This window comes from Alteromonas sp. S005, from assembly GCF_036864475.1.
Taxonomy (GTDB): Bacteria; Pseudomonadota; Gammaproteobacteria; order Enterobacterales; family Alteromonadaceae; genus Alteromonas.
In genome coordinates, this window is the sequence record NZ_JAZETN010000001.1 from 466,944 (window position 1) to 493,562 (window position 26,619).

General features: G+C 43.3%; 24 protein-coding genes. 8 read left to right on the forward strand and 16 right to left on the reverse strand.

The features are described from left to right. Positions 1-99: 99 nt before the first annotated feature. The gene (locus V7R55_RS01940) at positions 100-2,754 is read left to right on the forward strand and encodes an ATP-binding protein (RefSeq protein ID WP_334056852.1); all 2,655 of its coding nucleotides are present in this window, start codon (positions 100-102) and stop codon (positions 2,752-2,754) included. Positions 2,755-2,874: 120 nt separating this feature from the next. Continuing rightward, positions 2,875-3,324, forward strand: coding sequence for a DUF3010 family protein (locus V7R55_RS01945; protein ID WP_334056854.1), 450 nt, complete (start codon positions 2,875-2,877; stop codon positions 3,322-3,324). Between the two features lie 153 nt (positions 3,325-3,477). On the opposite strand, the gene V7R55_RS01950 is transcribed toward V7R55_RS01945, so the two are convergent. From V7R55_RS01950 to V7R55_RS01965, 4 genes are all read right to left on the reverse strand, one after another. Then, positions 3,478-4,026, reverse strand: a complete 549-nt coding sequence (locus V7R55_RS01950; RefSeq protein ID WP_334056856.1) for a hypothetical protein — start codon at positions 4,024-4,026, stop codon at positions 3,478-3,480. 223 nt (positions 4,027-4,249) lie between these two features. After that, a complete protein-coding gene (locus V7R55_RS01955) occupies positions 4,250-7,459 on the reverse strand; it encodes a tetratricopeptide repeat-containing hybrid sensor histidine kinase/response regulator (RefSeq protein ID WP_334056857.1) in 3,210 nt (1,069 codons plus the stop codon). Between the two features lie 14 nt (positions 7,460-7,473). Further along, complete coding sequence (locus tag V7R55_RS01960; RefSeq protein WP_334056859.1) at positions 7,474-7,677, reverse strand: hypothetical protein; 204 nt, start codon at positions 7,675-7,677, stop codon at positions 7,474-7,476. A 14-nt stretch (positions 7,678-7,691) separates the two neighbouring features. Next, positions 7,692-8,519, reverse strand: coding sequence for an SAM-dependent methyltransferase (locus V7R55_RS01965; RefSeq protein WP_334057137.1), 828 nt, complete (start codon positions 8,517-8,519; stop codon positions 7,692-7,694). Between the two features lie 177 nt (positions 8,520-8,696). Here V7R55_RS01965 and V7R55_RS01970 point away from each other — a divergent pair, with 177 nt between their 5' ends. Beyond that, complete coding sequence (locus tag V7R55_RS01970; RefSeq protein WP_334056860.1) at positions 8,697-9,137, forward strand: SRPBCC family protein; 441 nt, start codon at positions 8,697-8,699, stop codon at positions 9,135-9,137. Between the two features lie 172 nt (positions 9,138-9,309). Here the strand turns inward: V7R55_RS01970 and V7R55_RS01975 are convergent, their stop codons facing one another. Next, entirely contained in the window at positions 9,310-11,304 is a 1,995-nt protein-coding gene (locus tag V7R55_RS01975; protein WP_334056862.1) for a RecQ family ATP-dependent DNA helicase, read from the reverse strand. 145 nt (positions 11,305-11,449) lie between these two features. Next, positions 11,450-12,046, reverse strand: coding sequence for a hypothetical protein (locus V7R55_RS01980; RefSeq protein WP_334056864.1), 597 nt, complete (start codon positions 12,044-12,046; stop codon positions 11,450-11,452). A 173-nt stretch (positions 12,047-12,219) separates the two neighbouring features. Between V7R55_RS01980 and V7R55_RS01985 the strand changes: the two genes are divergently transcribed. Both V7R55_RS01985 and nei read left to right on the forward strand, forming a co-directional pair. Next, entirely contained in the window at positions 12,220-13,344 is a 1,125-nt protein-coding gene (locus V7R55_RS01985; protein WP_334056866.1) for a zinc-binding dehydrogenase, read from the forward strand. Positions 13,345-13,546: 202 nt separating this feature from the next. Continuing rightward, positions 13,547-14,368 (forward strand): endonuclease VIII, encoded by an 822-nt coding sequence (nei, locus tag V7R55_RS01990; protein ID WP_334056868.1) that lies wholly within the window; start codon positions 13,547-13,549, stop codon positions 14,366-14,368. A 124-nt stretch (positions 14,369-14,492) separates the two neighbouring features. On the opposite strand, the gene V7R55_RS01995 is transcribed toward nei, so the two are convergent. The 3 genes from V7R55_RS01995 to V7R55_RS02005 all read right to left on the reverse strand — a co-directional run bounded on the left by V7R55_RS01995 (position 14,493) and on the right by V7R55_RS02005 (position 17,183). Then, positions 14,493-15,665, reverse strand: coding sequence for a sugar efflux transporter (locus V7R55_RS01995; RefSeq protein WP_334056870.1), 1,173 nt, complete (start codon positions 15,663-15,665; stop codon positions 14,493-14,495). A 283-nt stretch (positions 15,666-15,948) separates the two neighbouring features. Beyond that, on the reverse strand, positions 15,949-16,623 hold the full coding sequence (locus V7R55_RS02000; protein ID WP_334056872.1) for a nitroreductase family protein: 675 nt from the start codon (positions 16,621-16,623) through the stop codon (positions 15,949-15,951). Between the two features lie 191 nt (positions 16,624-16,814). Next, positions 16,815-17,183 (reverse strand): hypothetical protein, encoded by a 369-nt coding sequence (locus V7R55_RS02005; protein WP_334056874.1) that lies wholly within the window; start codon positions 17,181-17,183, stop codon positions 16,815-16,817. 283 nt (positions 17,184-17,466) lie between these two features. On the opposite strand from V7R55_RS02005, the gene V7R55_RS02010 reads away from it, so the two are divergent. Next, on the forward strand, positions 17,467-17,976 hold the full coding sequence (locus V7R55_RS02010) for a retropepsin-like aspartic protease family protein (protein ID WP_334056875.1): 510 nt from the start codon (positions 17,467-17,469) through the stop codon (positions 17,974-17,976). 98 nt (positions 17,977-18,074) lie between these two features. Here the strand turns inward: V7R55_RS02010 and V7R55_RS02015 are convergent, their stop codons facing one another. The 3 genes from V7R55_RS02015 to V7R55_RS02025 form a co-directional block, all read right to left on the reverse strand. Then, positions 18,075-18,485 carry a hypothetical protein gene (locus V7R55_RS02015; protein WP_334056876.1) on the reverse strand — a complete coding sequence of 137 codons (411 nt, stop codon included), beginning with the start codon at positions 18,483-18,485 and terminating at the stop codon, positions 18,075-18,077. A gap of 265 nt (positions 18,486-18,750) precedes the next feature. Next, positions 18,751-19,059 (reverse strand): hypothetical protein, encoded by a 309-nt coding sequence (locus tag V7R55_RS02020; RefSeq protein ID WP_334056878.1) that lies wholly within the window; start codon positions 19,057-19,059, stop codon positions 18,751-18,753. After that, on the reverse strand, positions 19,059-19,607 hold the full coding sequence (locus tag V7R55_RS02025) for a YaeQ family protein (RefSeq protein WP_334056880.1): 549 nt from the start codon (positions 19,605-19,607) through the stop codon (positions 19,059-19,061). Before V7R55_RS02025 ends, V7R55_RS02020 begins: the two co-directional genes overlap by 1 nt. 44 nt (positions 19,608-19,651) lie before the next feature. Here V7R55_RS02025 and V7R55_RS02030 point away from each other — a divergent pair, with 44 nt between their 5' ends. Then, positions 19,652-19,843 carry a hypothetical protein gene (locus tag V7R55_RS02030; RefSeq protein WP_334056881.1) on the forward strand — a complete coding sequence of 64 codons (192 nt, stop codon included), beginning with the start codon at positions 19,652-19,654 and terminating at the stop codon, positions 19,841-19,843. Positions 19,844-19,925: 82 nt separating this feature from the next. Here V7R55_RS02030 and V7R55_RS02035 read toward each other — a convergent pair whose 3' ends face one another. Further along, complete coding sequence (locus V7R55_RS02035; protein WP_334056882.1) at positions 19,926-20,822, reverse strand: hypothetical protein; 897 nt, start codon at positions 20,820-20,822, stop codon at positions 19,926-19,928. A 289-nt stretch (positions 20,823-21,111) separates the two neighbouring features. On the opposite strand from V7R55_RS02035, the gene add reads away from it, so the two are divergent. Continuing rightward, positions 21,112-22,113 carry an adenosine deaminase gene (gene add / locus V7R55_RS02040; protein WP_334056884.1) on the forward strand — a complete coding sequence of 334 codons (1,002 nt, stop codon included), beginning with the start codon at positions 21,112-21,114 and terminating at the stop codon, positions 22,111-22,113. A 25-nt stretch (positions 22,114-22,138) separates the two neighbouring features. Here add and V7R55_RS02045 read toward each other — a convergent pair whose 3' ends face one another. From V7R55_RS02045 to V7R55_RS02055, 3 genes are all read right to left on the reverse strand, one after another. Then, positions 22,139-22,702, reverse strand: a complete 564-nt coding sequence (locus tag V7R55_RS02045; RefSeq protein ID WP_334056886.1) for a class GN sortase — start codon at positions 22,700-22,702, stop codon at positions 22,139-22,141. Next, positions 22,695-25,169 carry a marine proteobacterial sortase target protein gene (locus tag V7R55_RS02050; RefSeq protein ID WP_334056888.1) on the reverse strand — a complete coding sequence of 825 codons (2,475 nt, stop codon included), beginning with the start codon at positions 25,167-25,169 and terminating at the stop codon, positions 22,695-22,697. Before V7R55_RS02050 ends, V7R55_RS02045 begins: the two co-directional genes overlap by 8 nt. 252 nt (positions 25,170-25,421) lie before the next feature. Next, positions 25,422-26,375: a YihY/virulence factor BrkB family protein gene (locus tag V7R55_RS02055; protein WP_334056890.1), complete on the reverse strand. Its 954-nt coding sequence runs from the start codon at positions 26,373-26,375 to the stop codon at positions 25,422-25,424. Positions 26,376-26,619: the final 244 nt, after the last annotated feature.

Consider the following 26,619-nt stretch of genomic DNA (forward strand, 5'->3'; position numbering starts at 1 on the left):
AGCCAGTAAAACGTGAGAAGGTTATTAATTGGCTTGTCGATATGATACTTTTCGATTCATGCTCGCGCGAAACGGACGGATACAAACTTTAGGACCTCTATGAATCAATCTCCTCAAAACTTTGACTTTGAACGTTGTGAAGACGAACCCATACACATTCCCGAAAGTGTACAAAGTTATGGTTTTCTTATTGCCTTTAGCTACGACGATTTAAATATTTCAATCGTCAGCGAGAACTGCGAAACGATATTTGCTGAGGGGATCCTTGGTAAAAATTTCTTAGATATTCTTTCCTCTGACACTGACGAGCGCGCTTTTCTTGAAGAAACCTTTGATAGAGTATCGAAAAGCAAAATACGCTTGCCCATTAAGGTTTTTTTAAATGAGGCGCTTTTAAAGGAAGGTGAAGCGAGAGATTATTTGGCGGTCGTTTATGATTCGGGTCATCACTATGTTGTAGAGCTAGAGCCTGCTACAGAATTTAGAGACGCCTATAGCGCAGAGCAATTTATTAAGCTTTATTCCATGTCTATCGCGCCGCGCTTCAAAGAAATGACGTCGTTAGCTGAGATGGCGCAAGAGATGGTTTCGACCATAAAATATCTCACTAACATGGATAGAGTGGTGCTTTACAAGTTCAATAATGACTACTCTGGTAAAGTTATTGCGGAAGCTAAAGCTGAAGATATGGAGTCTTACCAAGACTTGTACTTTCCAGCGTCGGATATTCCGAAGCAAGCTAGGGAGCTTTACAAAACAAATTGGGTTAGGCTCACTCCTGACACAGACCTGCCCCCAGCTAGGTTAGTACCTTCTGCCGAGGAGTCGGGAAGAGAGCGTTTGGACCTTACTCGTTCCCTGTTACGTACCTTCTCGCCAATTCATCTCCAATACATTAGAAACCAAGGGTTGCGCGCTTCGTTTTCCATATCCTTAGTGACAGATGGAGAGCTATACGGGTTGATTTCCTGTCACCATCGCGAGCCCTGCTATATCCCACAAAATGTAAGGTTGCAGTGCGAGAATTTAAGCCAACTGTTTAGCTGGCATTTGTTGGCAAAAGAAGAAGAAATTGCGAAACGCAAAAAGCATATTACTGACAACGCAGTAGATGCTATGTTGGACAGAATAGGCCCGGCAAACCCTATCAGTCGCGTGGTGAAAAGCGGAGAGCGGGCATTTTTAGATGCGCTTAATAGCTCTGGGTTTGTTTATTATTCGCAGTACGAAACTATTACGTTGGGGGCGACCTTACCGATAGAGCTCATTAAAGATATTTTTTCTAAAGCCAGTAGCGAAGGCGGTTTTCCTTACACCAACGATTCTTTATATGAGGATTATCCGGAAGCGCGAGAACACGGTATTGCGGGTATTATGATCATCCCTTTGTTTGAAAAAAAGCAGTACTTTACCGCCTGGTTCAGAAAAGAAACCCATCGAGTCCAAAAGTGGATTGGGGCAGAAGATGAAAAATCAGAAGATGCGCCGAAAGCGGAACGACTTAAACCTCGTTCAGCGTTTACTATCCATACACGAACCATTGAAGGGCATTCAACAGCTTTCGATAAAACTGACATTGATACTGCCAACCGATTAAACAGGATGTTTTTGGTTTATGCCCTTGATGTGCAAGAGCGTATGCACATAAGTATTCAAGAACTTGAAAAACAAGATAATTACAGAAACGAGTTTCTCGCGACATTGGCTCATGAGTTGCGAAACCCGTTGGGCCCAATCATGTCGGGCGCGAGCATTTTAGAAAGCGTTGATGATGACAAAACTCGCAAAAGGGTAACGGCTATTATCAACCGACAAGCCGAGTACATGTCAAAGCTTATTAATGACCTAATGGACGTTTCTCGTATTACGCGAGGTAAGGTAAAGCTTGAGTTTGAAAGGTTAAGTATTCGAGACGTACTTTCTGATTCTTTAGAAATTGTTGAACAGCAGGTTAAAGCGAAGAAACACGATATAACGGTAAACTGCCTTGAAGAAGATGTCACCGTTTACGGAGATAAAGCGCGCTTAAGCCAGGTCTTCTCTAACATTATTCATAATGCGGCGAAGTACACAAAAGAGTCTGGAAAGATAGCTGTCGATATCAGAAAAAAAGGCGTGATGATTGTTGTTTCTGTTAAAGATAACGGAATGGGCATCCCTGAAGATAGGCTAAAAGATGTGTTCAATATGTTCACTCAAATTGAAGCCAACTCTATGCATACCAAAGGTGGTCTTGGTATCGGTTTAACCCTAGTGAGTAAGCTGGTGGCGTTGCATCATGGTGAAGTCGCTGTAATGAGCGACGGGATTGATCAGGGGAGTACCTTTGAAGTGAGCTTACCTATTTCAAAAACGGCTTACGAGCAGTCGGACAGTACAGAAGTTGATTCGGTTATTCAAAGCAAAAGTAAAGTGATGTTCGTGGATGACAATGCAGATCTTATCGATGCTTATTGCTTGTTAGCTGAGTCGATGGGCGTTACTGCTTTGGGAATTACTTCTCCCACTGAAGCGGTGGAAAAGTTCAAAGCCTTTAAGCCTAATAGCGTATTTCTTGATATCGGTATGCCGGATATAGACGGTTACGAACTGGTTAAAATGCTAAAAGTTTTACCCGAAGCTGAAAACGTCAAATTTTACTCTCAAAGCGGGTGGGGGTCTGAAAAATACGTCGAAGACTCTAAAACTGCAGGGTTCGACGAACACTTTGTAAAGCCCTTGTCCAAGGACACTATCAAATCAGTCCTAAGCTAGTTTTGATGGCCCGGCTAGTGCGGTAACTCAAGACTGGCGATGGGTAAAGAAAAGTACTTGCAAGTGAATAACAGCTGCGAAACGGGTTATAATAGCAGGCAAACGTAATTAGGAATAAATATGAAAGTCTGTGGTATAGATTTAAAAGGTAACGAAGCAATTATTAGTTTGGTGTCGCTAGCTGACGGTTTGTTTCATTTGCCCGACTGCCGTACGCGCCGCTTAACCCTTGCGGATACTAGTGCTAAGGGGCTAAAAAGCTTTCAAAGCACCTTCGCGAAGCTTGTCGAAGATTATAAAATTGATGCTGTGATCATTCGCCAACGTCAAAGCAAAGGTAAATTTGCGGGAAGTGCAATTGGCTTTAAGCTAGAGGCAGCTATTGAGTTAATTGATGGCTTAGAAGTTATCGTATTTAGCCCTACAGATATCAAAGAGTCACTCCGCAGAAACCCGCTAGCAGTACCGTTCTCTGAAACCGGTTTAAAACAGTTCCAAGAAACCGCATTTACTACAGCTTATGCATGGCTTATGAAAAATGAGTATGCGTCGCAAGAGTCTGAACAGTAATAAATATAGGTTTGCTGCTTAAACAGACAACTGATTCAGTGAGGTAAAGAAGAAGTAAAAGTCTAGGTGTTTAGCACCTTACTTTTATTGATGCGTCATTCGAAGAAAATAATTGATGCTTTTCATTTGAAAAGCATCAATTACGGTCAAATCTTATTTAAGTAAGGCCGGAAAGTCTGGGTGAGAGAAAATCTCAGTATTTAATTTCTGTACCGCAGGTACAAAAGAGCGCTGCATTTCAGAGCATGCAGATGTAGCTAGATAACTTGACTCGTAGTCATAGCGAGACGTTATGTCTAAGTTTTTACCGTTACTAGAAGCTAAGGACAAATCAAACTCCCAATAAGCATTACCAATAACGGTGCTGCCGTAAATATCGTTTAGGTTCGCGGTTAAAACCGTTGAAGATTGGTCGTCATAAACATTTGCAACAACCATTTCAGCTAAGATTGCATCTCTGATATATGTTGCAAATGTTCTGCCCTCTGGTGTCCCCACTGGAGAAGAAAGACGGCACATTACTTTCGACTCGTTCTTACCTGAGTCGGTAAACTCGCCGATGTTAGCCTGAACATCTTGCTTCGACAATGCTCGCAACGCAATTGTGTTTTCAGTTGAGGTCGCATAAGTATGTACTTTGTTTGCGCAACCAGTAGCAATTAGAGAAACACCTAGAAGTAATATAGTTTTTATTTTATTCATTTTTTTTCCTTGCCCTATTAAAAAACCTCTTTAGTGGGCGTTATTGTAAAGAGGTTGTAGTTAAAAGCGCTTAACTGTTTAAAAACGCTGAACAATAATACATTAAAACTCAAAATTTTGAAGGCTGCAATTCGTCAAAAAGTAAACGATATTCAGGTAGATGCAGGTGTTACTGTGCGTCTGCGCATTCGATAGGTTTTATATAACGTAATGACCTTTTGCGTTATGGTGTAGCGTTTAGCTGTTCCCTCATTTTCGTTAGCGACGTATAAAAAAGCTCTAGTTTTGCTTTAAAATTTTCTGTATCAGTGTGTTCGTTACGCGTTATGGTCAACTCAATAGAGCTGGCTAATTCAGCAAGGGTAAACGCACCAATATATCGAAGTGCCGTTGTGAAAATATGCGCTTTGCGCACAATGGACGGGTAGTCTTGGGTTTCAATGGCCGAATGTAGGGCATTAAGTTCATCTTCTAATGCAATAAAGTCGTGAAGAAGTTCTCTGTATAATGTTTCGTCGCCCAGTAGTGATTCAAGTGCTTTTGGTTTGTCGATGAATGTTAGTGATGAGTTTGCTATTTTTACTTCATTTGTTAATTCAGAGGTGGCTGAAGACTGCCTTTTATCCAATACTTCAACAAGTACATCAAAAAAGCGGTTCGGATCGACAGGTTTATTAATATGGCCATCCATGCCAGCCGCTAGGCTTTTATCGATGTCTTGCTGCATGGCATGAGCGGTTGTGGCGATGACAGGTAAAGTTAACTTCAGCTCTTCTCTAATGTGTTTGGCTGCAGTTAATCCATCCATTACTGGCATTTGGATATCCATCAATACCGCGTCGAATGCGCTGTCTTTACGCAGCATACTTATTGCTTCTAAACCATTATTGGCAACTTCAATCGTGGCTTTGGTTTCAGCTAAAAGACCAATAGTTACTTTTTGGTTTAGTGCATTGTCTTCAGCCAAAAGAATACGTGTACCTTTTAAGTTAGGTACTGTTGGTTTGTCTTTAGGCAAGGCTTTAGTTTTTACGTTAAGACATAGTTCTTGCAGCTCATCTACCAGCTCACTTGTACTAAATGGTTTCTTAATAAAGTTACGTATACCAAGTTGGTTCGCTTGTTCTCTCATTCGTGGCGATTCAAACGCATAAAGCATGATTACTTTTGGCTGTTTAATAGAAAACTCTTGGCTAATTATCGCCGCTACTTCAAGGCCATCTATATCGGGCATGTTCCAATCTAAAATGAGCACATCGTACGGGGATGAGGTGGCTAATGCAGCGCGCATCTTTACAATTGCATCGTTTCCGCCAGATGCGATATCGGCTTGAATTTTGGCCATTGAAAGGGCTTCAGAAATAGCGTCTCGCGATGCTTCAATATCGTCGGCTATAAGTACCTTCAATTCAGAAAGTTGTTTTGACGGCGAAATAATTTGCTGAGATGCGTCTTGCTGTACTTTTACCGTAAAGTGGAAAATAGACCCTTTGCCTAGCTGGCTTTCCACCCAAATTTCACCGCCCATTAATGCGGTGAGCTGCTTACAAATTGCTAAGCCTAAGCCTGTGCCGCCGTAGCGCCTTGAGATTGATTCGTCACCTTGATTAAACGGTTGGAACAGCTGAGCTTGATGTGCAGTCGTTAGTCCTACGCCTGAATCTTTCACTTCAAATTCAAGCTGAATATCCTCTGCGTTTTGTGTGCACCTTACGCTGACCGAAATAAGGCCATCTTCAGTGAATTTAAGCGCATTGCTCAATAGATTGTTGAGCACCTGTTGTATGCGCAACGGGTCGCCAACTAAATTTAGCGGTACGTCGCGAGAGATATGCTGAATGAGTTCTATGTGCTTTTCTTGCGCGCGGGTTAGGTGCAGTCTAATAGTTTGGTTCACTAGAGCATCTAAATTGAATTGTGTCGACTCAATATCCAACTTACCGGCCTCAATTTTAGAGAAGTCTAGGATATCGTTAATGATACTAAGGAGCGTTTGCGATGCGCCTTCAATCTGAATCAAGTTTGTTTGCTGTTCTTTATCTTCAGCGGCGCGCTGAGAGAGTTTAGTAAGGCCAATAATTGCGTTTAGCGGTGTACGAATTTCATGACTCATCCGAGCCAAGAAGTCTGACTTTGCTTGTGTAGCTTTGCGCAAGTCCTGCGTCAGTGTATCAAGTGCCTTTCGCTGTAGTCGGGTTCTCAGCCATAGCCCGATTACCAGCCCTAATGAAAGAATAACAAAGCCAATAAAGTAGAGTTGCTGGGTATTCTTTTTCTGTTGGATCAGATTTCGCTGCTCTTTCAGTTGATTATCTTTTTCCAAAAGCTTAATTGTTTCTTCTTTTTCGGATACTGCTAAACGTACACGATGCAATGCCATAAGCCTCGACTGTTGTTCATTAAAGCTTTGCTTGTACGCTTGTTTATGCTGCTTTGAATATTCAAGCGCTGCTTTTAAGTCTCCGCTGTCTTCGTATAGTGAGATAAGCTGATTGAGCACATCTAAAATCAATACCTTGTCATTTTTAATGACGTCTTTTTGAAGTCCTGCTTCAAGCTCGCTAATTGCAAGTTCGATTTCACCCTGTTGTTTATAGATGTCTACAAGGTGAAGAAGGTGCGAGCCTTCGTTATAACGAAACCCAACCTTACGGTCGGCTTCTGTTGCTTGATTCAGTTTTTTTAGCGCTGCGCTCCAGTTACCTTGTGCAATATAAAGTTCTACCATGGCGCTGTGTACTATCCCAATAAACGGATAGTTAGCCTCACGAAGTAAGCTTTCAGCTAATAAAAGACTTACTTTCGCATCTTGATATTTGCCCAATGCTCTTTGCGCATATCCTTGGAAGAAATATGCAGTTCCTTCGCCTTCTTTATCATTAAAACGTTGAGCCGACGACATATACTGATGGGAAAATTCTAGCATCAACTCATAATATTTAAGCGACATGTAAACGTTGCCCATTGCGCTGTACACCAATAATACGCGCTCACTTTCGGCTTTATTATAGAGAGCCAGTGCTTGGTTCATAGCGTCTAGCGCATTAGCATGTTCGCCTGATAAATCTAGAATTAAGCCCTCTAGGCGATACGACTCCGCCATAGCCAGTGTGTTTTTTGCTGAATTTGCGTATTTTCGCGCTTCAAGCAGTGCCTCGTATGCGGGCGCATAGTCTTGCTTTAAAACATAAAAGTAAGACTTAATGTTTAAAAAGCGTGCATGCTCGAAATCATCTGGATAAGCTGTAAAAAAAGCATGCAATTTCGAAAAGGTATTTTGAACATTCGGATCATTTTCTTGAATGCGTGTTTTAAGCCCATCAAGCTGGTGTATGGGGGATGGGACTTCGACTTGCGGCGCAGCGAAACCGCGCTCAGATGGCGTCATCAAAGCAATGACACAGACAATACACAAGACAAAGCGTTTCATCATTAGCTTGCTGATAGTTAGTAGCTGATAACGCGGATGGTTTTACTGGTGTCGTCAAAACGCTTAGACAGCTCGTCCCAGTTTTGTTCAGCAATAATTTTCACCTCATCGGCAGGTAAACCGTATTTTTTCGCCGTAGCTACAGGGTCGCTCTTATACGCTTCCATTAGCTTGCTGTTGGTGTCTAGTTCAACCAATAAATCTTGAATAGATTTTGCCATTTTTATAATCCTTTTTAATTTACGCTTGGGTTTCTATAGTTAGTTACTTGTTTTTCTGTTAGCCCGAGCTTTGCTAATCGGTCGTGCCTGTACGCAGGCATTCCCTTTGAGGGAACCACCAGAGTTGAGACTAGGGTGGGGGTTGCAAATTCGAGTTCTCGAAGAAGCACTTTTTCGACTTTGGGCTCGCAAAGCGGCAGTGTCGCGGCTTCATAAATAATAAGTTCATGGTCCGCGGGATAATGTTCGGCCAATATATCTGCCAACATGGCTAGCCCAGATTGGCTATGGCTTGCGTCTAATACGCTCAATGTAGCTTCGCCGGCTAGGCCAATCTGCCAGATTATTTGTGTCATATGTGGGTCAATATGGTAATCGCGAAACAGAAACTGAGTTGCTTCGTATGACTGACAGCCAAAGCGCGAGGGATCTAGGCCTAAATCGGCGATTAAACAATCTTCTGCTGATACACCAGGCAACATTTTTGCCTCTAGGTTCATGGCTCGCACGCGGCGGATAGCTTCATGAGATGGGGTCACAAATACGCCCGGATGGCCATAAAAAGCTACACAAACTTTGTTGCCTTCAACCACTGACTCTACAATTCTATCGGCCATTTGAGAATAGGTGAGCGCGCGGGACTTGCCTTTTTCGTAGAGGTCGTCTAGCGAGATACTATTGGGGTTAAGCGTAGAAACCACGTGTTCACCAATTTTGTTCATGATACCCATGAAGACAATATCGGCGTTCTCAATGTGACTTTTGGTTGCAATGGTCATTTGCCCAGCAACGCTAATACCTGTGCCGACCACAACTAGCGATCCTTTCTTAGTGGTGTCCATACTTCCTATACCGTTTACGACACTATTTCTGCTGCCACTATAAAGTAGAATTAAGGTTTTTGCTATATTCACAAGTTAGACCGTCAACGATAACTTTTATTAAGTAAACGTTTGCTCTTGTTTAGGCTATTATCGAAAAACATCGCTAATAAAAATGAACAAAAAAAGGAATAAAGCGTGTTTTCAATTCATGTAGAGCGAACTATAGATAAACCTATCGAAGAGGTTTTTGCCATTTTGAGTGATCATGCTAGTTATGCTCAGTTTAAAGCTATTGAGCAGTCCAATTTATTGGTAGAAGGGAAGCATGAAAAAAATGGGTTAGGAGCTGTACGTGAAATTATTTCAGGGGGCTCGAATCTTCACGAAGAGATAGTGGCCTACGAGCCGCCTCATAAACTGGGCTACAAAGTGGTGAAGTCTAAGCCATTACCGTACGACCATCAGTTAGGTGAAATAACGCTTAAAGACGAGGACGGAAAAACACATGTTACTTGGCGCTCAAAAGGACATATTACCATTTTTATTTTAGGAAGCCTTTACTTTGATAAACAGATTCAAAATGTTGGAAGTCGCGCTTTTGGTAGCATTCTAAAGCAGATTGATAATATGGCGTGATACGCCGTTATAAAGCGTAATCAGGCATTAGCGTTAAAGTTTCGCTAATCCGGTGGTACACACGGTTAATGTAACGGGTATATAGTAAGAAGCATATGCCCGTTTTTAGTAACGGACACGGGGTTAATTTAAGGCTGGCCCGTTATTGGCCCTTAGCAGCCACCTCTGCCAGTCAAAGGCATAAAACTTTGTTCACTTCTTCGAATACGTCTGCATATCGGCAGTGTTCAAAGCTGCCGAATCCTTTTACTTGTCGTATTTTCAAACGGCTAAATAAAGGCATAGTCATGCCAGTTAGAAAGCGGCAATAAATAGAAGGCGTGATGGTGCCTTCAAACTTACCGCTTAAATGCGTTTTTAGCGCTGTCATAGCTTCCGATACTTGCTCACAATCTGGCGTTGATATTGGTGATGAATAGCTAAGCTTTGCCACATCGCCTTTGCATACACTGCAATGTCCACACGCCTTCGGTGCTTGAGTATCATCAAAATACGATGACAAGTTGTGGCTCAGGCAGGTGTCTTGTTCGAAAAAGCTTACAAGTGCGGCAATGCGCTCGACCTCTTTACGCTCGTTCTCCGCAAAGTACTGGGCTAGTTGAGTTGCTAAATCTCCGGCTTGGAGTAGTTCGTTATTAACACGGTATACATCTGTAATTAAGCGCGATGCGAGTTCTATATGATTGTGTTCGTGTAAGTATTCTAAAGCCGCCACCACTCTAGAACGCTCTGCGCCGTAGTGCTGATAAATACTATCAAAATCGACCACACCCCATACTTTCTTCATGTTTGAATGGGTAAACACGGCGTCTAAAAAGCGCGCTCGCTCTTCTGAAAATAAACTCAGTATATTTGCTTTATCTGAAATGAAGCGGAATTTGTATTCTGCGAAATAGGCATATAACGGGCGAATAACGTTAGCCAGTTCGAGCTGAACAAGCAGGGTCTTTAGCGGAAGCTGACGAATATTACTTGCACTTGACAAACTGTTTATCTGAGTTTCCCATTGGTATTGGTTGTTTTCTGCGTTTACGAGAGAATCATTTTGTTTAATTGTAGCTTGCTTGGCAGGTGCCTGAGACTTGATGTCACCAATTACCCGTTCGATAGCGCTTTTATCTGGTGTGTCGCCGTAAACAAAGTTTTCTATGGTGACAAGCCCATCTAGGTTCGCGAGAACTGTACAGTTTGCTGCTTCTCCATCCCTTCCGCCTCTGCCAATTTCTTGGCTGTAGTTTTCGATAGATTTTGGCAAGTCGTAATGAATTACAAACCGAATATCCGATTTATCTATTCCCATACCAAAGGCAATAGTAGCTACAACGACTTGAATCTTATTGTTCATGAAGTCTTGTTGGATACCTTGCCTTATTTCACTGTCAAGTCCAGCGTGGTAGGCCTTTGCAGCAAACCCTTGCTGCTGCAAAAAGCGCGCTACGTCCTCTGCGCTATTTTGTAATGTAACGTAAACAATCCCAGCACCTTGTTGTTTTTGAATTTCTTCAACCAGCACTTGGTTTTTGCGGGGTTCGAGAACGGGCCGCACATATAAATTTAAGTTAGGTCTATAAAACCCCGTTTGAATAATATTGCTTGGCGCGATATCAAAGCGGGCCGACATATCTTCTTTTACTTTCTTGGTGGCCGTTGCTGTAAGTAGCAATACCAGTGGGATATTAAGCTCTTTTTGGTAGGCGGGAAGCTTAAGATAATCTGGGCGGAAGTTATGGCCCCATTCAGAAATACAGTGCGCTTCATCAACCACAAGCATACTGACCTGAACGGATTCAATAAACTGCCTAAAGCGCTCGTTCTTAAAACGCTCCACTGACACCATTAAAATTTTACACTGCCCTGAACGCACATCGTTCATCACCTGCTTGTTTTGCTCAGGTGTTAAGGTGGAATCTATGCTAGCTGCTGCAATGCCTTTGCTATGCAAAAATTCCAGCTGATCTTTCATTAGCGCCAGTAACGGAGAGACCACCAACGTTAAATGTGGCAGCTGCGTAGCGACGAACTGGTAACACAAAGATTTGCCCGAACCCGTCGGAAAGATCGCTAACGTTGAATGCCCACTAAGTAGAGAATCCACCGCCTCTTTTTGCCCCTCGCGAAACGACGAAAAGCCAAAAAGCTGTTGTAAAACATTGGGATCAGAAGACATTCTTTTTATCCGAGTAGTTGATGATTTAGGTCTAACTATTTCTATCTTGTCGTATGTTGGGACAAAATAAAGAAGAAATTTAAAACTTGTTATATGGTGTTGTGGTAATAAACGCAACGATACCCGAGTCCAGTTTCAGCCTCAGTCAATCTTTGTAGCCCCAGGGCGTACTGGGAACGGGGACTGTGTTATCTAGAACGAAATCAACCTGGACTTCGCGCGCTGGGCGAATCAATCGGTAGCTAAAGCGGTTGGGGTAAATCATCATTTGCCATACGTTATCGGTGGATGCTGCAATACCAGACTCTATAAATAATGCTTTTGAGTAGGCGTCTGCAGGAAATGATTGAACTTGGGCGTATCCTTCATCTACAGTGTGCCCGCCGTACATGGTTGAAGAGTGGAAACTGCCGTCTTTATTTCTGTGGTCGTGTTTTAACATAAGACCAGCGCCAGTCTTTGTTAATATCCAGGTGCGGGATGCGTCGTCACCCACATGAAAAGGTATCTGAATTTCTGAGTCTGTACACTTTCGTATGTGCATAACAAGTTCTGCATCACCGAAGGTATTACCTACATTATCTTTACTTACTTTCCCTTGAAACGCTTTCCCGCAGTGCGCTTTTATTGAATTAAAAAACGCATCGTGGGAAGGAATTGAGACCAAAGGAGCAGCTTTACCAAACGCCACATTGCTTATGCCGATGAGTCCTAGAAAGAGGTATATACAGTGTCTTTTCATTTTTTATTCGCTATTACAGGTCGATATTCGCTTTGCAGTGTAACTCATCTAGGTAATCGGGTGTATAAACCATCGAAACGCATATGTATTCGAAATATAAATACTGCTGATAGTGGTGGCGTGTTAGCTTAACAGCACACACAGCGTTTAATTTTTAGGGCACAAGAGTCAATATGAATAAATCTAAACAACTATTTACGCTAATTACATCAGAAGGTGAGCTTCAGGTATCGCTAAAAGAGGTAGATGTTCCAGAGCCGAAGCCGCACGAGGTTATTGTGCGCATGGAAGCCTCTCCAATAAACCCGTCAGATATGTGGCCCATGTTTGGCCCGGCAAGTCTTGATAAGGCGACCTTCGATGCTGATAAGAGCGCATTGGTTGCGCCGGTTCATAAGCCTTTGCTAAGCCGTATTAAGTCACGTCTTGACCAAACTTTACCTATTGGGAATGAAGGCGCAGGTACAGTAGTTGCCGCGGGTGATAGTCCTGAAGCGCAGGCTTTGATGGGCAAGACCGTATCTATTCTTACCGGCGCAGCGTATACAGAGTATGCGTGTGTACCCGTACAGGCGTGTTTACCTCATATGGATAGCACTACGCCGCAACAAGCTGCGTCTTCATTTGTTAACCCGCTTACTGCACTTGGTATGGTTGAAACCATGCGTATGGAAGGGCATAAAGCCTTGGTTCACACTGCAGCGGCGTCTAACCTTGGGCAAATGCTAAACAAAATTTGTTTAGAGGAAGGCGTAGAACTAGTCAATATCGTTCGTAGCCAAGAGCAGGTAGACCTACTTAAAGGTATTGGCGCGAAAATTGTGCTTGATTCCAGCAGCGAGAATTTCAAAGCTGAACTTTACCAGGCCATAGATAGCACTGGCGCTACACTTGCGTTCGACGCCATTGGTGGCGGTGAGCTAGTTAGCGATATTCTTACCATGATGGAAGCCTCGGGCAGTAAAGATGCAAAAGGTTTCAACACCTATGGCTCTGACAGCAATAAACAAGTGTATATCTATGGCGGCTTAGACTTCTCTCCGACAATTCTAAACCGTGCTTACGGTATGACTTGGAGTATTGGTGGTTGGTTACTAATGCGCTTCTTAGGTAAGCTTGATAAGAAACGTGTAGGCGAGCTATACCAAAAAGTGGCTACGGAAATTAACACTACTTTTGCTTCATCGTACAGCAAAGACTTAAGCCTCGAAGAAGCGTTACAGCCAGAGAATGTGGCTTTGTATAATGCGAAAAAGACAGGCACGAAATATCTGATTGTGCCTAATAAAGGCGACTAATGCCTGAGCTTTAAAGCTCCATGCTTTAATTTAATAGATTAAAGTAGAAGGGCTCGTTGATCTTTGATGTGTAAACCACGGTTTAAAGGTACATTAAAGGTCACCGGGCCCTTTTTGTATTCAAGTATATTGGATTTCAGAATGCTAAAAGTACGTCAAAGGTGTCGGCAAAAAGAACGTATAAATATAGGTTTTAAAGAACATGCCTGAAGGCCCAGAGATTCGTCGTGCTGCAGACAAAGTCGAAGCGGTGATAAAAGATATCCCCCTAGAAAAAGTGGAGTTTGGATTAGCTCAGCTTAAACCCTATGCCAAACAGCTAGAAGGCGAAAACGTCTTGCGTATGGAAACCCGTGGCAAGGCGTTAATTACCCATTTTAGCAATGGGCTTTCTATGTATTCACACAATCAGCTTTATGGTGTGTGGCATACCTGCAAACGCAATGAACTGCCTGACACTACACGTCAATTAAGGGTTGGGCTTCATACTGAAACACACAGTGCTATTTTATATAGTGCGTCTGACATTAGCATTTGGCCAACACAAACTATTCATGAACATCCTTTTTTGCAGCGGGTAGGGCCTGATGTACTCAACAATTCGGTAACAGAAGAGCTGGTGTTGGAACGACTACGTTCAAAAGCATTCTATAACCGGGCACTTAGCGGTTTATATCTAGATCAGCGCTTTATGGCAGGACTGGGGAATTACCTTCGCAGTGAAATACTATTTGCAGCAGGTGTTCATCCATCACTCAAACCTTCTCAATTAGTTGATGAGCAGCTGCGCAGCTTATCACATCACACCTTAGCCATATGCAAACGCAGCTATGAAACTGGTGGTTATACAGTGTACACGGAACTACGCGAAGTGCTTGAAGCAAAAGGCGTTAACTTTGAAGGTACGCGATTTATGGTGTTCGACAGGGAAGAGTATCCTTGTAGAGTCTGCGCCACTCCAATAAAACGCCAAACGTATAACGGGCGACGTCTTTATTGGTGTAGCCGGTGCCAGGCGAAGTGATCTCGAACCGTCACTTTTTTCCTACGGATGAACTGCTATCGACTTAAGCTAAATTGCGTATTGAGCAGTATCGCATTTTGGTTGGGTTTTACGTGTAACCCAATCAATGAGGCATGGTAGCTCTTCAGCGATGTACTCGACGCTTTACAAACATAAACACTAACATCACGTTTAAGCCAAATATGGCAATGCACAACGAACCGATAGTGGCATCTCTGAAGCTAAAGAATTGAGCCACGGTGCCGGCGCCAATGGTGCCTAGCATCATACCCACCCGAGTGGCGTTTGAATAAAACGCTGAAGTGAATCCAGTTAAGTCGGGGGCTTGTTGTTGCAGCAAGGTCAATCCAATACCGGCATATAAACCGTAGAATAGCGCGTTCAATATTTGAAGGGTCAATAACTCCCAACTTGACTGAGAAAAGTACACACCAACGTAAAAGCAACAGCCGAAAATAAACGCCACAGCCATGATACCCGCAGGTGGGAACCGTCGGGCTAATTTGGCTGCTAGCAACATCGTAGGTATTTCAAGCGCGGCTACCACGCCCATCATTAGCCCTGGCAAATTTTCCGCTAGCCCTAGCTCATTCATAACGTACAAAGGCATTGAAGATAAGTACATAACGTTACCTGCCATTCCGGCAAGTATGGCCAAACCAACCAGCCAAAAAGGCAGAGAGAGTGAGCCTTTTAGCGAAGTGTTAAGTGACTGTTGATTGGCTTTTTGAGGCGGTACAACGTTCACCACAAAAAGCGTTGCAACAATCACGCATGCGATGGCCACAGAGAAGGACGCTGCGAAGCCAAAATTGGCAACCAGCGTAAATGCAAGCGGCGGACCTACTACCCAAGCGAGAGAAATGGCAGCGCGAACTTTTGAGTTAAATGCGGCTAAATCGATGTCTTGGTTTTTTGCCCATAATCCCGAAACGGTCAACATTTGAGACACGGCTCCAGCGCCCACCGACATAAATAAGACGCCAGCAAGAAATACGTGCCAAAACTGTTTGCTAAAGATAAAGGCGACCATGGCAATGCCCACGCAAATCATGGTTAGCCCGTAAAGACGATTTGCGTTAAAACCTTTGTCTGCCAAGTGTCCGAGGTACTGACTGATCACCAACCCTGATAATGTAACGGACACCATATAAATACTGATATAAATAGGCTCAACGTTGATCTCATCAATGAGGAAATAGCTCATCAGTGGCGTAACAAACGACGATGTTAGGCCAGTTAATAGACTTAACAGTAAAAAAGGAAGTTGTGGAGAAAATGCGTGACGCGATGACATGAGGATACGAGCTCCGAGGGACTGTTAAATATGGTTGACCGAAATTCGTAAAGAAAAGGTCGCAGCCCTTAATAACGAGGACGCATTATAAGTGCTGCATTTCCCATGTCTATGTCGTTAATAGTATTAGGCCCACATGGCTTGTTATCACGTGCTTTCTAATGGATAAGATGAAAAAGGGGGAACGGCACAGCAAAGCTTTACAAATCTATTGTTCGCTAAAGCTGTGCTGCTTAAACCCTGTTATTAGTGTGTGCGCACAAGCCAAATGTGTGCGCTTGTTCTATAGAAAACTTGCAATCTCGCTAAGCGACTTCTTACTCTTGGCGTGAGCCGGAATGGTGGCATTATCTGCTGGGTAGCCTGCAATAATGAGCATGTAAGCGCGCTCGTTGTCTGGTCGTTGGCACACGTCGGTTAGAAAGTTCATAGGTTTTGGCGTATGGGTCAAGGTTGCTAAACCTGCGTTGTGAAGTGAGGTAATAAGTATGCCCACAGCGATACCAACAGACTCATGCACATAGTAGTTTTGGCTTTTTCCCCCAGTTTCCGTTTCTCCAAATTTTTGACTGAATACGGCTATAAGCCAAGGCGCTGTTCCAAGATAAGGTTTACTTGCATCAGTGCCTAACGGCTTTAGGTCATCTAGCCACTGTTGCCCCGCACGCCCATTATAAAAACCGCGCTCATGCGCTTCAGCCTGTTCGCGTATTTGTTGTTTTACTTCGGGCGACTGAATGGCGGCGAAATGCCAAGGCTGATGATTCGCTCCACTAGGTGCAGTACCAGCAGTCAAAATACAGTTTTCAATTACGGCTTTATCAACAGGTCGGTCGCTAAAGTGTCGAATGCTATGGCGACGCTGCATGGTTTTCAAGAATTCTTCGCTACGAGCTAGCATTTGTTCTTCAGGGTATTCGATAAAATCATTGAGTGGTGAATGGTCGTGAGGCTGCATTTACTGTCTCTTTTTGTTTTTTATTACTTTATCGCTTCTGACGCGTTATTAAAAATAAAACAGGCAAAACGAATGTTGTAGTACAGAGCAAAATAACAGGTCACGTGATTACGTATGCACAATAAAAAAGCGATTCACTCAGGCAAAAGTGAATCGCTTTGGTGCAATCGGTTGGAAGTTGCAAGCAATGGTTAGTGACGCTTAAACGGTGGGCGCGTGCCTCTTTTTTGAGTGTCAGCTTGTTCTTCGAGTACTTCAAGTTGAGCTACGTCGTAGACTGGCATCAGTTTCGTCACTCTGCGATATGGTGGCTTACCGCGCATAATGACGTCTTTCACCTCTACATACTCAATGGCGTCTTGTCCTACCGACTCTAGTTGCGCAACATCGTTAACTGACAAGCTTACGATTTTGCGTTTGAACGGTGGCTTGCCAGAGTAATCGACAACTTGCACATCTATAGTTTCATCGGTTGATGCAGACATTGCCTGTGCTGTATTTGCAGAAACGCCAAGTGAAACAGCGGTGATCAATGAACCTAATACATAGCGTAATTTCATGTTGTGTCCTCTTATTGAATTGGTACTTTAGTATATTGTATGACCAAAAAAGTTCTAAACAATGCCGACTGGTGATAGTTATTTGCTATCACCTGGTTGCTTATAAGGTATTTTAAACAATCAAGACGTTCGCGAGTGAGTAAAGTGACAATAGGCCATGATAGAAATTAGATGGTTAACTATAGTGCAGGATAAATGTTTGTGTGCACTGTTCTGGTGCTTTGGCAGCGCGAAGTTTTAAAGACTGCTGGCTAAATCAATTACTTACTCTTTGGTCTTTATCTTGCTGTCACCTAATACCTATTTAGAAGAACTGGCACAAGGTACACTTGCGGTGAAGTTAAAATTAAAGGTGCCGTCACTGGCGCTATCAACTTTATTGTTCGCTTTTGCATCGACAGTGTCGGCGATAGAACAAAGTATTCCACTTTCACAAAGCAAAGGCGGTACGCTTTATTTAGAGGCAACCTTGGAATCCAATGTGAATGCCTCATTTTTACTGGATACGGGCTCAAGTCTGCTGACCCTCAATCAAGCCACCTTCGATGCTTTAACACGCAACCAAAAGCCGCTTGCTACGCGAACTTCGGCAGCGAGAATGGCGAACGGAAAGATCGTCAAGGTATCTCAGTATCAGTTGAACTCTGTTCGAATTGGTAACACTTGTGAAGTCGGGCCGGTGGAGGTAGCAGTGCTTCCGCAAGGAAATAATATTTTGGGTATTAACACGTTATTAAGGGTTGCCCCTTTAACGATAACGTCCGATTCTGTGATTTTAGCGGGGTGTGATTAGCCTTAGCTACAAACGGCAGCTTTATTATTCGCCAAGTTAAATGCGAACAAAAAAGCGAACCCGAAGGCTCGCTCTCTATTTTTTGTAGCTAGGTTAATTTAATCGTCGCATTCGCTAACGTCGCCGCCCATTTGCTCTTTCATTTTCACGCAAGCTTCATGTGCTTTCTTCGCTGCGGCATCTTTAAACTCACCTGCTTTTTCTGCAGTTGCGTCATACGCGTCAGAGGCCATTTCTTTGCCATCGTCGTATGCGTCTGAAGCCATCTCTTTGCCATCTTCGTAGGCATCAGAAGCCATTTTTTTACCGTCTTCGTAGGCATCAGATGTTGCGTCTTTGGTTTCATCCCAAGAATCTGCCGCGCTTTCTTTAGCCTCTTCATAGGCTTCAGAAGTGTTCTCGCCTGCCTGTTCCATCTCTTTACTTACTTCGCTTTTTGTTTCTTCGCTAGACTCTGTACAGCCCATTAAAGACAGTAGTAGTGCTAACGCCATTGCTTTAGTTTTCATTATGAAGCTCCTTTTACTGGGATAGTGGTTATTTTTATAACCGGTCAACATGGTGTTCGAACATGCAGCATAAGGCTAAGGCTTACTAGCCACTAAATTAATAATATTAGGCAAGCTGAATGTTCAACCAGCCCAGTCTAGCCTACTTATCTAATAAAGTGTAAGTAGACTTTATGCGGAAAAATGAAAGGTTTATAACAAAAAATGTGTGATTTATAGAAAATATGTGCACCGAAAGAAGCAGTTTTGTGATGCACTACGCGGGTTAATCCTCTGGACCTTGCGTAGTGAACACAAGATGTCGACGCATGTCTTTCAAAACGACACCTTTTTTAAGCAGCGCCGCGCTTAATCGTCTTTGCCATTTTTTTAATTCAGGCTCGGCCCGTGACAGTACCTCTTCATTCTCGAATTGAAACCTTAGTAGCAAAGAACCTGGGAACTGATGATATTGAACGTCAAACCAACATTGCTCCATACCTTCAAGTTGTTCAATTCCTTGTGCCTCTAGGCTATCGGCTATACTGAAAACCAGTGCCTGTTGTTTAAGCTGAACGGCAGAGAGCTTTTTCATTACAAATGTTTCTCGATAGGCACTTCAACACTTTCGGTGACATCAGCACCTTCAATGGTTAGCCAGATTTGCCCGTCTTGAATGGTAACTTGTATTTGCATAGAACGATGAACAGCATTCGCCAACGTAGCGGCTAGCTGCTCTGGCAAAGTAAAAACTGATAGGTTCTTTCTTGTCTGTAATTTGTTTTGCTCTTTCTTCCACCAGGCATCAAAGCTATTGTCAGCGTATGAATAAATCATCATTTGTTGACTTTGATTACAGCCCTTTTTGATGCGCTGTTCGGACGGTTGGCCTAATTCAATCCACAATTCTATTTCGTCGCTAAAACTTTTCTGCCATAAATCTGGCACGTCGTCGTCAGACAATCCTTTCGTAAACTGCAGGCGCTCGTGAGCATTAACAATAAAGGCGATAATACGCAGCATCATGCGCTCGTCATTTTCAGATGGATGCCGGGCAATAGTAAGGTTGTGATCGTTGTAGTAGTTACGATCCATATCCGTTATTGATATGTCAGCTTTAAAAATGGTCGCTTTAAGAGCCATGGTGATCCTGCTTTGTTTTTATTAAGGCTTGAGAAAAGCCTTGTATGCCATGCGAACAAACGCTTCAGCAAATTTTGACGCTATATTACCAGCAAAATGCGGTGCCAGCGCCTGCTATTTTTATGCTAGATAAAAAAGGGAAAGTTTTATTTAGTTATGTGAACCCAGATTACAAAGTTCGCCCTTCGGTAGAACTGGTATTAGCGGTAGCAAAAGCACTTAAAAAAGAGATGTAATGAGCCGAGTAAGCCTTATCAAGGCGCAGTCCTTGAGCCTTGATAAGCTATCGCCACCACCACTTAAAAAAGCCGCCAGCACTTAAACGGCAAGTAGGGTAGCGATTTGCGACGCTAGGTTTTTAGGGGCAATGTAGGTATCGCCCTTACAGTCTTTTACTACGTTCAATAGTGCCTTAAGCAGCGGTTTATTTTCTACATTGCGCTGACACACCGCGTGAATAGTATTGAGCGCTAGCGTACCTCCCAACGTTTGAATATCGTCAATGTTCAAATTTTGTAAAATGCGATCTGCCGTATAGCGGCGCCATGACATGTGATAGCTGTCAAAATCGCACGTTAGGTCAACACTGAGTGCTGTTTGAAGCGCCCAACTTAAAGGTCGGTAGTGCAACAGGTGTTCGGTAAGCAAAAAGATTTCAAGTGCGTGCTCAACAAATAGAGAAGGCTTAGCCTGTTTACTTAGTTCAACAATTGGGAACACACCTTCAGCAGCAAACATCGAGGACACAAATTCAAAGGTGTAATAGCCATTGCCATGAATGGCAAGCAGTAACGATTCTATCTCATTTAGAAGAGCTGCATCCGAATGGTTACCAATGTGCTGCAACGTTAAGTTATCCAAAAATAGCGCAACTATTGGGTAGCGAGTATTTAGCTCCGTCCATTCACTGTCTGTTGAACAACGTTTCGCTTTTTGGCTTTCTAGGTAACAGTTGTAGTCGGTTAATTCGACAGAGGCATGGGGCGAACTTGTGGAATAAATATACCCTGCCCACGCCATCATAGGCGATGAATTTAGGCCGAACGCTTTTATATCATTAAGTGATGTACCCGGCGAACCAACTAACTCTACTAACCCATGAGCTGCCATTACATCTTGCCCCATAAAACTAGGTTCTTCTTGCATGTTGTCGAACGAATACGCGCCATTACGCCAGCCTGCTAAATAGCAGCCTTCTATACATTTTCCGCACATGACTGTGCTCCTGTTAAATACATTGTGGTTGGGAAGATGACCAAACGGCCTTTGGTGAAAAACCGCTTTTGTGTAAAACCTGCCTCTAGCATTGAGAGGACTTTGCTGGAAGAAAACTTGAAAGCATCGATAAGTTGTGTGTCGACGCATAGGCCCAAACTTAAAACAAATTTTGTTTCAAAAAAAGCACAGTTTTGTCCCGCCATAATAAAGTTATTTTTTGCAAGAAAGCGAGGTTTAAGGCGGCAAGTGTTATACTTGGGAATGCTCCAATTCAAATCGTATTACCATGATTAATAACCCACTTCCGCTTTTAGATTTGCACCGCCACCTAGATGGTAATGTGCGTCCGGAAACTATTCTTGAGCTTGGGCAGCAGTTTAATATTAATCTGCCCGCTAACTCGATAGAGGGGTTGCGACCTCATGTTCAGGTAATGAAAATCGCGCCCGATTTGGTATCGTTTTTAAATAAGCTAACGTGGGGCGTTAAGGTGTTAGGCAATCTTGATGCTTGTAGACGTGTGGCTATTGAAAACGTTGAGGATGCCGCAAAGCAGGGCATTGATTACGCAGAGCTGCGCTTTAGCCCTTATTTTATGGCTGAAAACCACGATTTGCCTATACAAGGTGTGGTTGAAGCGGTTATCGACGGTGTAAAAAGTGCAGCCCAAGAGCACGATGTTAAGGTTAACCTGATAGGGATATTGTCGCGCTCTTATGGCGCAAAAGCGTGTCAACAAGAGTTAGATGCAATACTGGCGTGCAAAACGCACATTACTGCAATCGATTTGGCGGGCGATGAAAAAGGCTTTCCTGGTGACTTGTTCGTGGAACACTTTAAACAGGTGCGGCGCGAAGAGTTAGCAATCACAGTGCACGCGGGTGAAGCTGTGGACCCTCAGAGTATTTGGCAAGCTATCAATGATTTAGGTGCTACGAGAATAGGCCACGGCGTTAACGCTATTTATGATAGTAAGCTAATGGACTATTTGCGCGATAAGCGCATTGGCATAGAAAGTTGTTTAACCAGCAACATACTCACAAATACGATCACTTCATTACCAGAACACCCATTAAAAACCTTTTTAGAGCACGGCATATTAGCCTGCCTAAATACCGATGACCCGGCCGTTCAAGGGATAGAGCTGGATCACGAATTTGATGTGGCGGCTAAGCAAGCGGGCCTGACTCCTGCTCATATTAGACAAGCGCAAGAAAACGCCTTAGCAATAGCGTTCTTAAGTGAAAGCGACAAAGCTGCGCTCATAAGGAAAGTGGGGCCAGAGTAAGAATTCTGACCCCATCACTTCGGCTTTATGAGAGCTTGAGCTCGACAATCAATCTTAAATAGTTGTCTTGGGCAATGGTATTAAATGGGTAACAAGTGACTAAATACAGCCTTTTTTGATTTAGCTGAACATGTAGCTTTTGGCTTTCTATGTTAACAATGCGCTTGGCTGAAACTCGATAGGGATGCCATATCCCATCAGAAGTTTGAAGTTGTAGCGCATCACCAACATTTACCTTTTCAAGAAAAGAAAAATGTGTGTCTTTGTGGCCACCAATAACGCTGGTTTCACTGGCCAACTCTCCTGCATTGATATGTCTTCCTGGGCCAAAGGCTAGGGCATTACCTTGTGAGCCTTCTAGAATATACAAGTCGGTATCGCTTTTTGGGTGTACTAATCGCCCGACGGGCCACGTGTCTGTCCATTGCCAAGGCTTAACTTCAGCGCCCGTTTGTAAGGTTTTTGTCCACGCTTTTTTAATCAGCACTTGGGCTAACTCTGCTTTTATCGTTATCCACGCAGCATTACCAAACCCAAAGGTGACAGCCGCAATAAGCAATAAACTTATGAGTACTTTGGGCTTAACCATGATGCGTTACTCTTTCATCTTTTACTAAAATAGGACATTGCCTTGAAAAAAATCTCTGTGTTTCACTTGAGTAAAGCAGTACCAAAAAGAGGGATGAAAGAGCACCAATAGTGAGGTAAAAGATAATACCAGCAGAGGTTTGCGGAAAGCTAACGGCACGCATTTGTGTACCCTGCGGCATCAAGTTTTTTACGTTCTGCGATTTAACGTTTACCGATCCAGGTCTTGATACTACTTCTTCAATAGCAACAAAGCTGGTATACGCCGTAATGAGGTTGTGCGGTAAAGCTACATTAACAATATCGTTTTTGACATCGTTTGCATCTCTACCAAGTGCCTTTTCATCCATCAGTGCCGAAATTTTTTTACGCGCCCATGCGGTAGCGATACCTTTACTTTGAGTTGAATGTGGTGGCTTAGCATTGGACGAATTATCGCTTGTGTTATTGTTACGCTGAGCTGTTAAATAACGAGCTTGTATACTGCGTTGCCACTTATGGGTATTACCGTCTTTATCGGTTAAGGTACCTTCAAGCACTAGGCTATTGTCTGTGGTGTTTTCAACCAAATCATTGCCCTGTTCGCGTTTTTCGTGTTCTTCGTGGGCGAGGTCGGGCACTTTTAAGTTAATGAGCAGTGGCTCTCCAGCGTAGAGATCTGGCAGTCGTTTTGGATAAACTTCAATGTCATCCCTGTGCTGCATATTCTTAGGTAGAGTTAAAGAAAGATTGCTCAACACAGGGCTCTCTAGCTTGCTAAACAAGTGCTGCATTTCTCTTTGTACGTTATTCTCATTGTCGATAAACACATAACTGCCTCGACCGAATTGAGCTGCGCGGGTCATAAAATAGCTGTTAGGTGCGCTACCAATTCCTACCGTAAAAAGCCGAGCGCTACCCAGCTGTTGTCGAATTAGTGAGAAGAGTGAAGCTTCGTTTCCAACGGCGCCATCAGTAATAAATACAACCTGTTTGATGTGGTTTTCCTTTGGCTGTGTGATAAGCGCTTCTAAAAGGGCACCCGCCATTTCAGTTCCACCACTGGCGCGCAGTTCAGAGATAAAGGACAGGGCTGTCTTAATATTATGCGGCTTAGTATTGGCAGGCTGGCTGAATAGTTTTGTGTAGCTTGAATTGAATGCTACAACATTGAACCTGTCTTTTGTGTCTAGTCTTTCAATGGCCAGTCTCAACGCGGCTTTGGCATCCTTTATTGGACGTCCTCCCATTGAACCTGAGGTATCTATGATAAAAGTCACATCGCGTGGAAAGTCTTGAAGATCGTTAGGGTTAACTTGAGGTGGTGTCAACATCACTAACGCGTAGTGGTCTGAATCTATATCTTCAGCAAAATAGGCCGCTTGTGGGGAGGAACCCGTCGATGGACGCCACCGTAACCAGACGTCTTTATTCATGGTTATGTGTTTAACATCAAGCCAGACGCGATATTGATTTCTAGCGTTTTCAACAGACTGCCAGTTAAGTTTGTGGCCAGTGCTATTGATGGAATCAAGAGGCACCCCTGCATTTATTGTTGCATTGAAAAAAAGCTGATTCGTATTGCTATCGGGCTGAGCTGGCGCCATAAACGGTGTTATTTTATCGGCGTCATTGACTTCATTTGTGGGTAGCGCCCAGCCTGAAACAAATGTGTTATCGCTCGTTAAACGACTGCTTCCATGGTCTGTGCTTTGCGGGGCTCGCTTACTTCTACTTTTAGCGTCGTCGCTGGACGCGTCATTGACATTTTCTTCTTTGTGATTGTTTGCTCCAATGTTGCTAGGGTAAGCATGTTCAATTAAATCGGTATCGCTTAAGTCTCTTGTAGGAATACCCGGTATGTAGCGCGGGGTGAGGGTGGTAGGCAAGTGGAAACTAAATTCTCCATTGTCATAAATCACTTGCTGAATGTACCCTAGCTTGACCGTGATATTTTCACGCGGTGCTATATTCGCCACATGTTGAGTGAACAGGTTCGGGCGCTGTTGTTGCGTTAAACTGGCTTTCTTTCCCGCTTTTTGCGCTGCATCAAACGCTGCTTTAGCTTGTGCTCTCGGTTTTACTTTTCCGCGGATAATCCTATCGCCGATAAGCATTTCCATACTACTTATCGCTGCGTTTTCATTTAGCGGAAAGGTGTACACTCCATGTTTCCATTCGTCACTGTTATTGGTAAACGTTTGAGAGTAGGTCACATGAGCAATCATGCCATTAACTTTTAGCTCAACGTCAGTTGAATGTAATAAGGCTGGCGCCGACTCTCCATCTTCGCCCTCCATCACTAGTTCACCAGAATCTGCGTGACTCAGTGGGCTTATCACAACACCAAGCAAAAAACAGAGCAATGACACAAGTATCAACAATGTATGGCTACGAGACTTTGGCGAATGTTGCCGCTCGCGAAACAACGGCTTATGCGAATTAGTAGGGGTAAGGTAGTCGCGCTTGGGTGTTTTGGAAAATAGCATGGAATAAGCTCGTTTTAAGTGACGATGCTTATTATTAAACGCCCCGAATAGGGCGAATTATGAACAGTGATTATGGCGAGGTGGTGAAGAAAAATGGCAAAAGGATGGTTTTCGCCCCTAGAGTGCATAGCAGGGTAAAGTGAAAATGGCTGAATAGAAATATAGGGTTTAAGCTGCCCTCATTACGTGACTCACTTATTTGCCCGTAGGATTCGACTTTAATTTTACCGCGCCATGCTCTATTTCAAGTTGCTAACGTTTCAGATCGTCTGGAGTGTGGTCAGCGACAAAAGCATTTCGTTCGCCCATGGGCTTGTCTTCGCCTTTGGTACTGTCTGCAGTGGTCTGAAGTTCTATTGACGAATTTACCTCTGCACCGATAAGAATGATGTAGGCACTTATGTATAGCCACATAAGTAAAATGATAATGCCGCCCACTGAACCATACGTTTTGCTATAGCTTGCAAATTCGTTTAGATATATTGAAAAGCCATAGGATGCAATAAGCCACAATGCAGTGGCAAATAACGAACCTGGCGTCACCCATCGCCATTGAGCTTCCCGACGATGTGGAGCATAGCGGTACAACGCTGATAAGGCTAAATTGAATAAGCCAAGCATAACAGGCCAAGTTATCCACATCGACTGTTCTTCGCTAATGGTGTTCGCTGATATAAAAACAATAGCCTCAGGCAAAATCGTAATACAGGCTAAGGCGATAATAACTGCAAGAATCATAAATATTGTGCAAGTTACGCGAGCCAATATACCTTTTAGAAAGCCCCGTCCTTCCGATTCACTGTAAGTAATATTGCAGGCCTTGATGAGCGCATTTGCGCCTTTACTGCTACTCCAAAGCGAGAGCAATAGAGTAAATAGAAAGCTCCATCCCAAAGCTGTACTGGATTTCTCCGTTAAATTAGTAAGTTGTTCCTCAATAATATATCGGCTATCAGCAGGCACAACGTTTACAAGTAACGCCATATGACTTTGTAGTTCTTCGGGTGAAACCATAAGTCCGTATAAAGCAATAGTGGCACCCAGTAAGGGGAATATCGCCAATAAACAGTAGAAAGCAACACCTGCAGCAATAAGGGGAATATTGTCTTTTTGAAGGCTGGTGAATATGCGTTTTGTTATGCTCCACCAGCTTTTCAGCGAAAGCTCAAATGCAGATTTTGCGTGGCTAAACCGTCCCTTGCTCATAGTTCCTCTAATCTTTTTGATAAGTACGCATTCGTATTCTTATATACATCAAAATAAAGAAGACGGCTTAACGCTCTCTGTAAATCATTCACAGGCCGTGCAAAAAATTGATGAAGCCTTATGTTGGGATTAATTCAGCTTGCCTATGAAAATCTAATAAAAAACAATTTGTTATGTTTGTTTTGAGTTCGTGGTTTGTAATTTGCAAGAATTTGCAAAAAAGCTACTTACTACATTGAAACTG

What these genes read in the sequence shown, in the direction of transcription:
- V7R55_RS01940 (WP_334056852.1), top strand. Translation starts at nt 100, where the DNA reads ATGAATCAATCTCCTCAAAACTTTGACTTTGAACGTTGTGAAGACGAA.
- V7R55_RS01945 (WP_334056854.1), top strand. Translation starts at nt 2,875, where the DNA reads ATGAAAGTCTGTGGTATAGATTTAAAAGGTAACGAAGCAATTATTAGT.
- V7R55_RS01950 (WP_334056856.1), bottom strand. Translation starts at nt 4,026, where the DNA reads ATGAATAAAATAAAAACTATATTACTTCTAGGTGTTTCTCTAATTGCT.
- V7R55_RS01955 (WP_334056857.1), bottom strand. Translation starts at nt 7,459, where the DNA reads ATGATGAAACGCTTTGTCTTGTGTATTGTCTGTGTCATTGCTTTGATG.
- V7R55_RS01960 (WP_334056859.1), bottom strand. Translation starts at nt 7,677, where the DNA reads ATGGCAAAATCTATTCAAGATTTATTGGTTGAACTAGACACCAACAGC.
- V7R55_RS01965 (WP_334057137.1), bottom strand. Translation starts at nt 8,519, where the DNA reads ATGGACACCACTAAGAAAGGATCGCTAGTTGTGGTCGGCACAGGTATT.
- V7R55_RS01975 (WP_334056862.1), bottom strand. Translation starts at nt 11,304, where the DNA reads ATGTCTTCTGATCCCAATGTTTTACAACAGCTTTTTGGCTTTTCGTCG.
- V7R55_RS01980 (WP_334056864.1), bottom strand. Translation starts at nt 12,046, where the DNA reads ATGAAAAGACACTGTATATACCTCTTTCTAGGACTCATCGGCATAAGC.
- V7R55_RS01985 (WP_334056866.1), top strand. Translation starts at nt 12,220, where the DNA reads ATGAATAAATCTAAACAACTATTTACGCTAATTACATCAGAAGGTGAG.
- nei (WP_334056868.1), top strand. Translation starts at nt 13,547, where the DNA reads ATGCCTGAAGGCCCAGAGATTCGTCGTGCTGCAGACAAAGTCGAAGCG.
- V7R55_RS01995 (WP_334056870.1), bottom strand. Translation starts at nt 15,665, where the DNA reads ATGTCATCGCGTCACGCATTTTCTCCACAACTTCCTTTTTTACTGTTA.
- V7R55_RS02000 (WP_334056872.1), bottom strand. Translation starts at nt 16,623, where the DNA reads ATGCAGCCTCACGACCATTCACCACTCAATGATTTTATCGAATACCCT.
- V7R55_RS02005 (WP_334056874.1), bottom strand. Translation starts at nt 17,183, where the DNA reads ATGAAATTACGCTATGTATTAGGTTCATTGATCACCGCTGTTTCACTT.
- V7R55_RS02015 (WP_334056876.1), bottom strand. Translation starts at nt 18,485, where the DNA reads ATGAAAACTAAAGCAATGGCGTTAGCACTACTACTGTCTTTAATGGGC.
- V7R55_RS02020 (WP_334056878.1), bottom strand. Translation starts at nt 19,059, where the DNA reads ATGAAAAAGCTCTCTGCCGTTCAGCTTAAACAACAGGCACTGGTTTTC.
- V7R55_RS02025 (WP_334056880.1), bottom strand. Translation starts at nt 19,607, where the DNA reads ATGGCTCTTAAAGCGACCATTTTTAAAGCTGACATATCAATAACGGAT.
- V7R55_RS02030 (WP_334056881.1), top strand. Translation starts at nt 19,652, where the DNA reads ATGCCATGCGAACAAACGCTTCAGCAAATTTTGACGCTATATTACCAG.
- V7R55_RS02035 (WP_334056882.1), bottom strand. Translation starts at nt 20,822, where the DNA reads ATGTGCGGAAAATGTATAGAAGGCTGCTATTTAGCAGGCTGGCGTAAT.
- add (WP_334056884.1), top strand. Translation starts at nt 21,112, where the DNA reads ATGATTAATAACCCACTTCCGCTTTTAGATTTGCACCGCCACCTAGAT.
- V7R55_RS02045 (WP_334056886.1), bottom strand. Translation starts at nt 22,702, where the DNA reads ATGGTTAAGCCCAAAGTACTCATAAGTTTATTGCTTATTGCGGCTGTC.
- V7R55_RS02050 (WP_334056888.1), bottom strand. Translation starts at nt 25,169, where the DNA reads ATGCTATTTTCCAAAACACCCAAGCGCGACTACCTTACCCCTACTAAT.
- V7R55_RS02055 (WP_334056890.1), bottom strand. Translation starts at nt 26,375, where the DNA reads ATGAGCAAGGGACGGTTTAGCCACGCAAAATCTGCATTTGAGCTTTCG.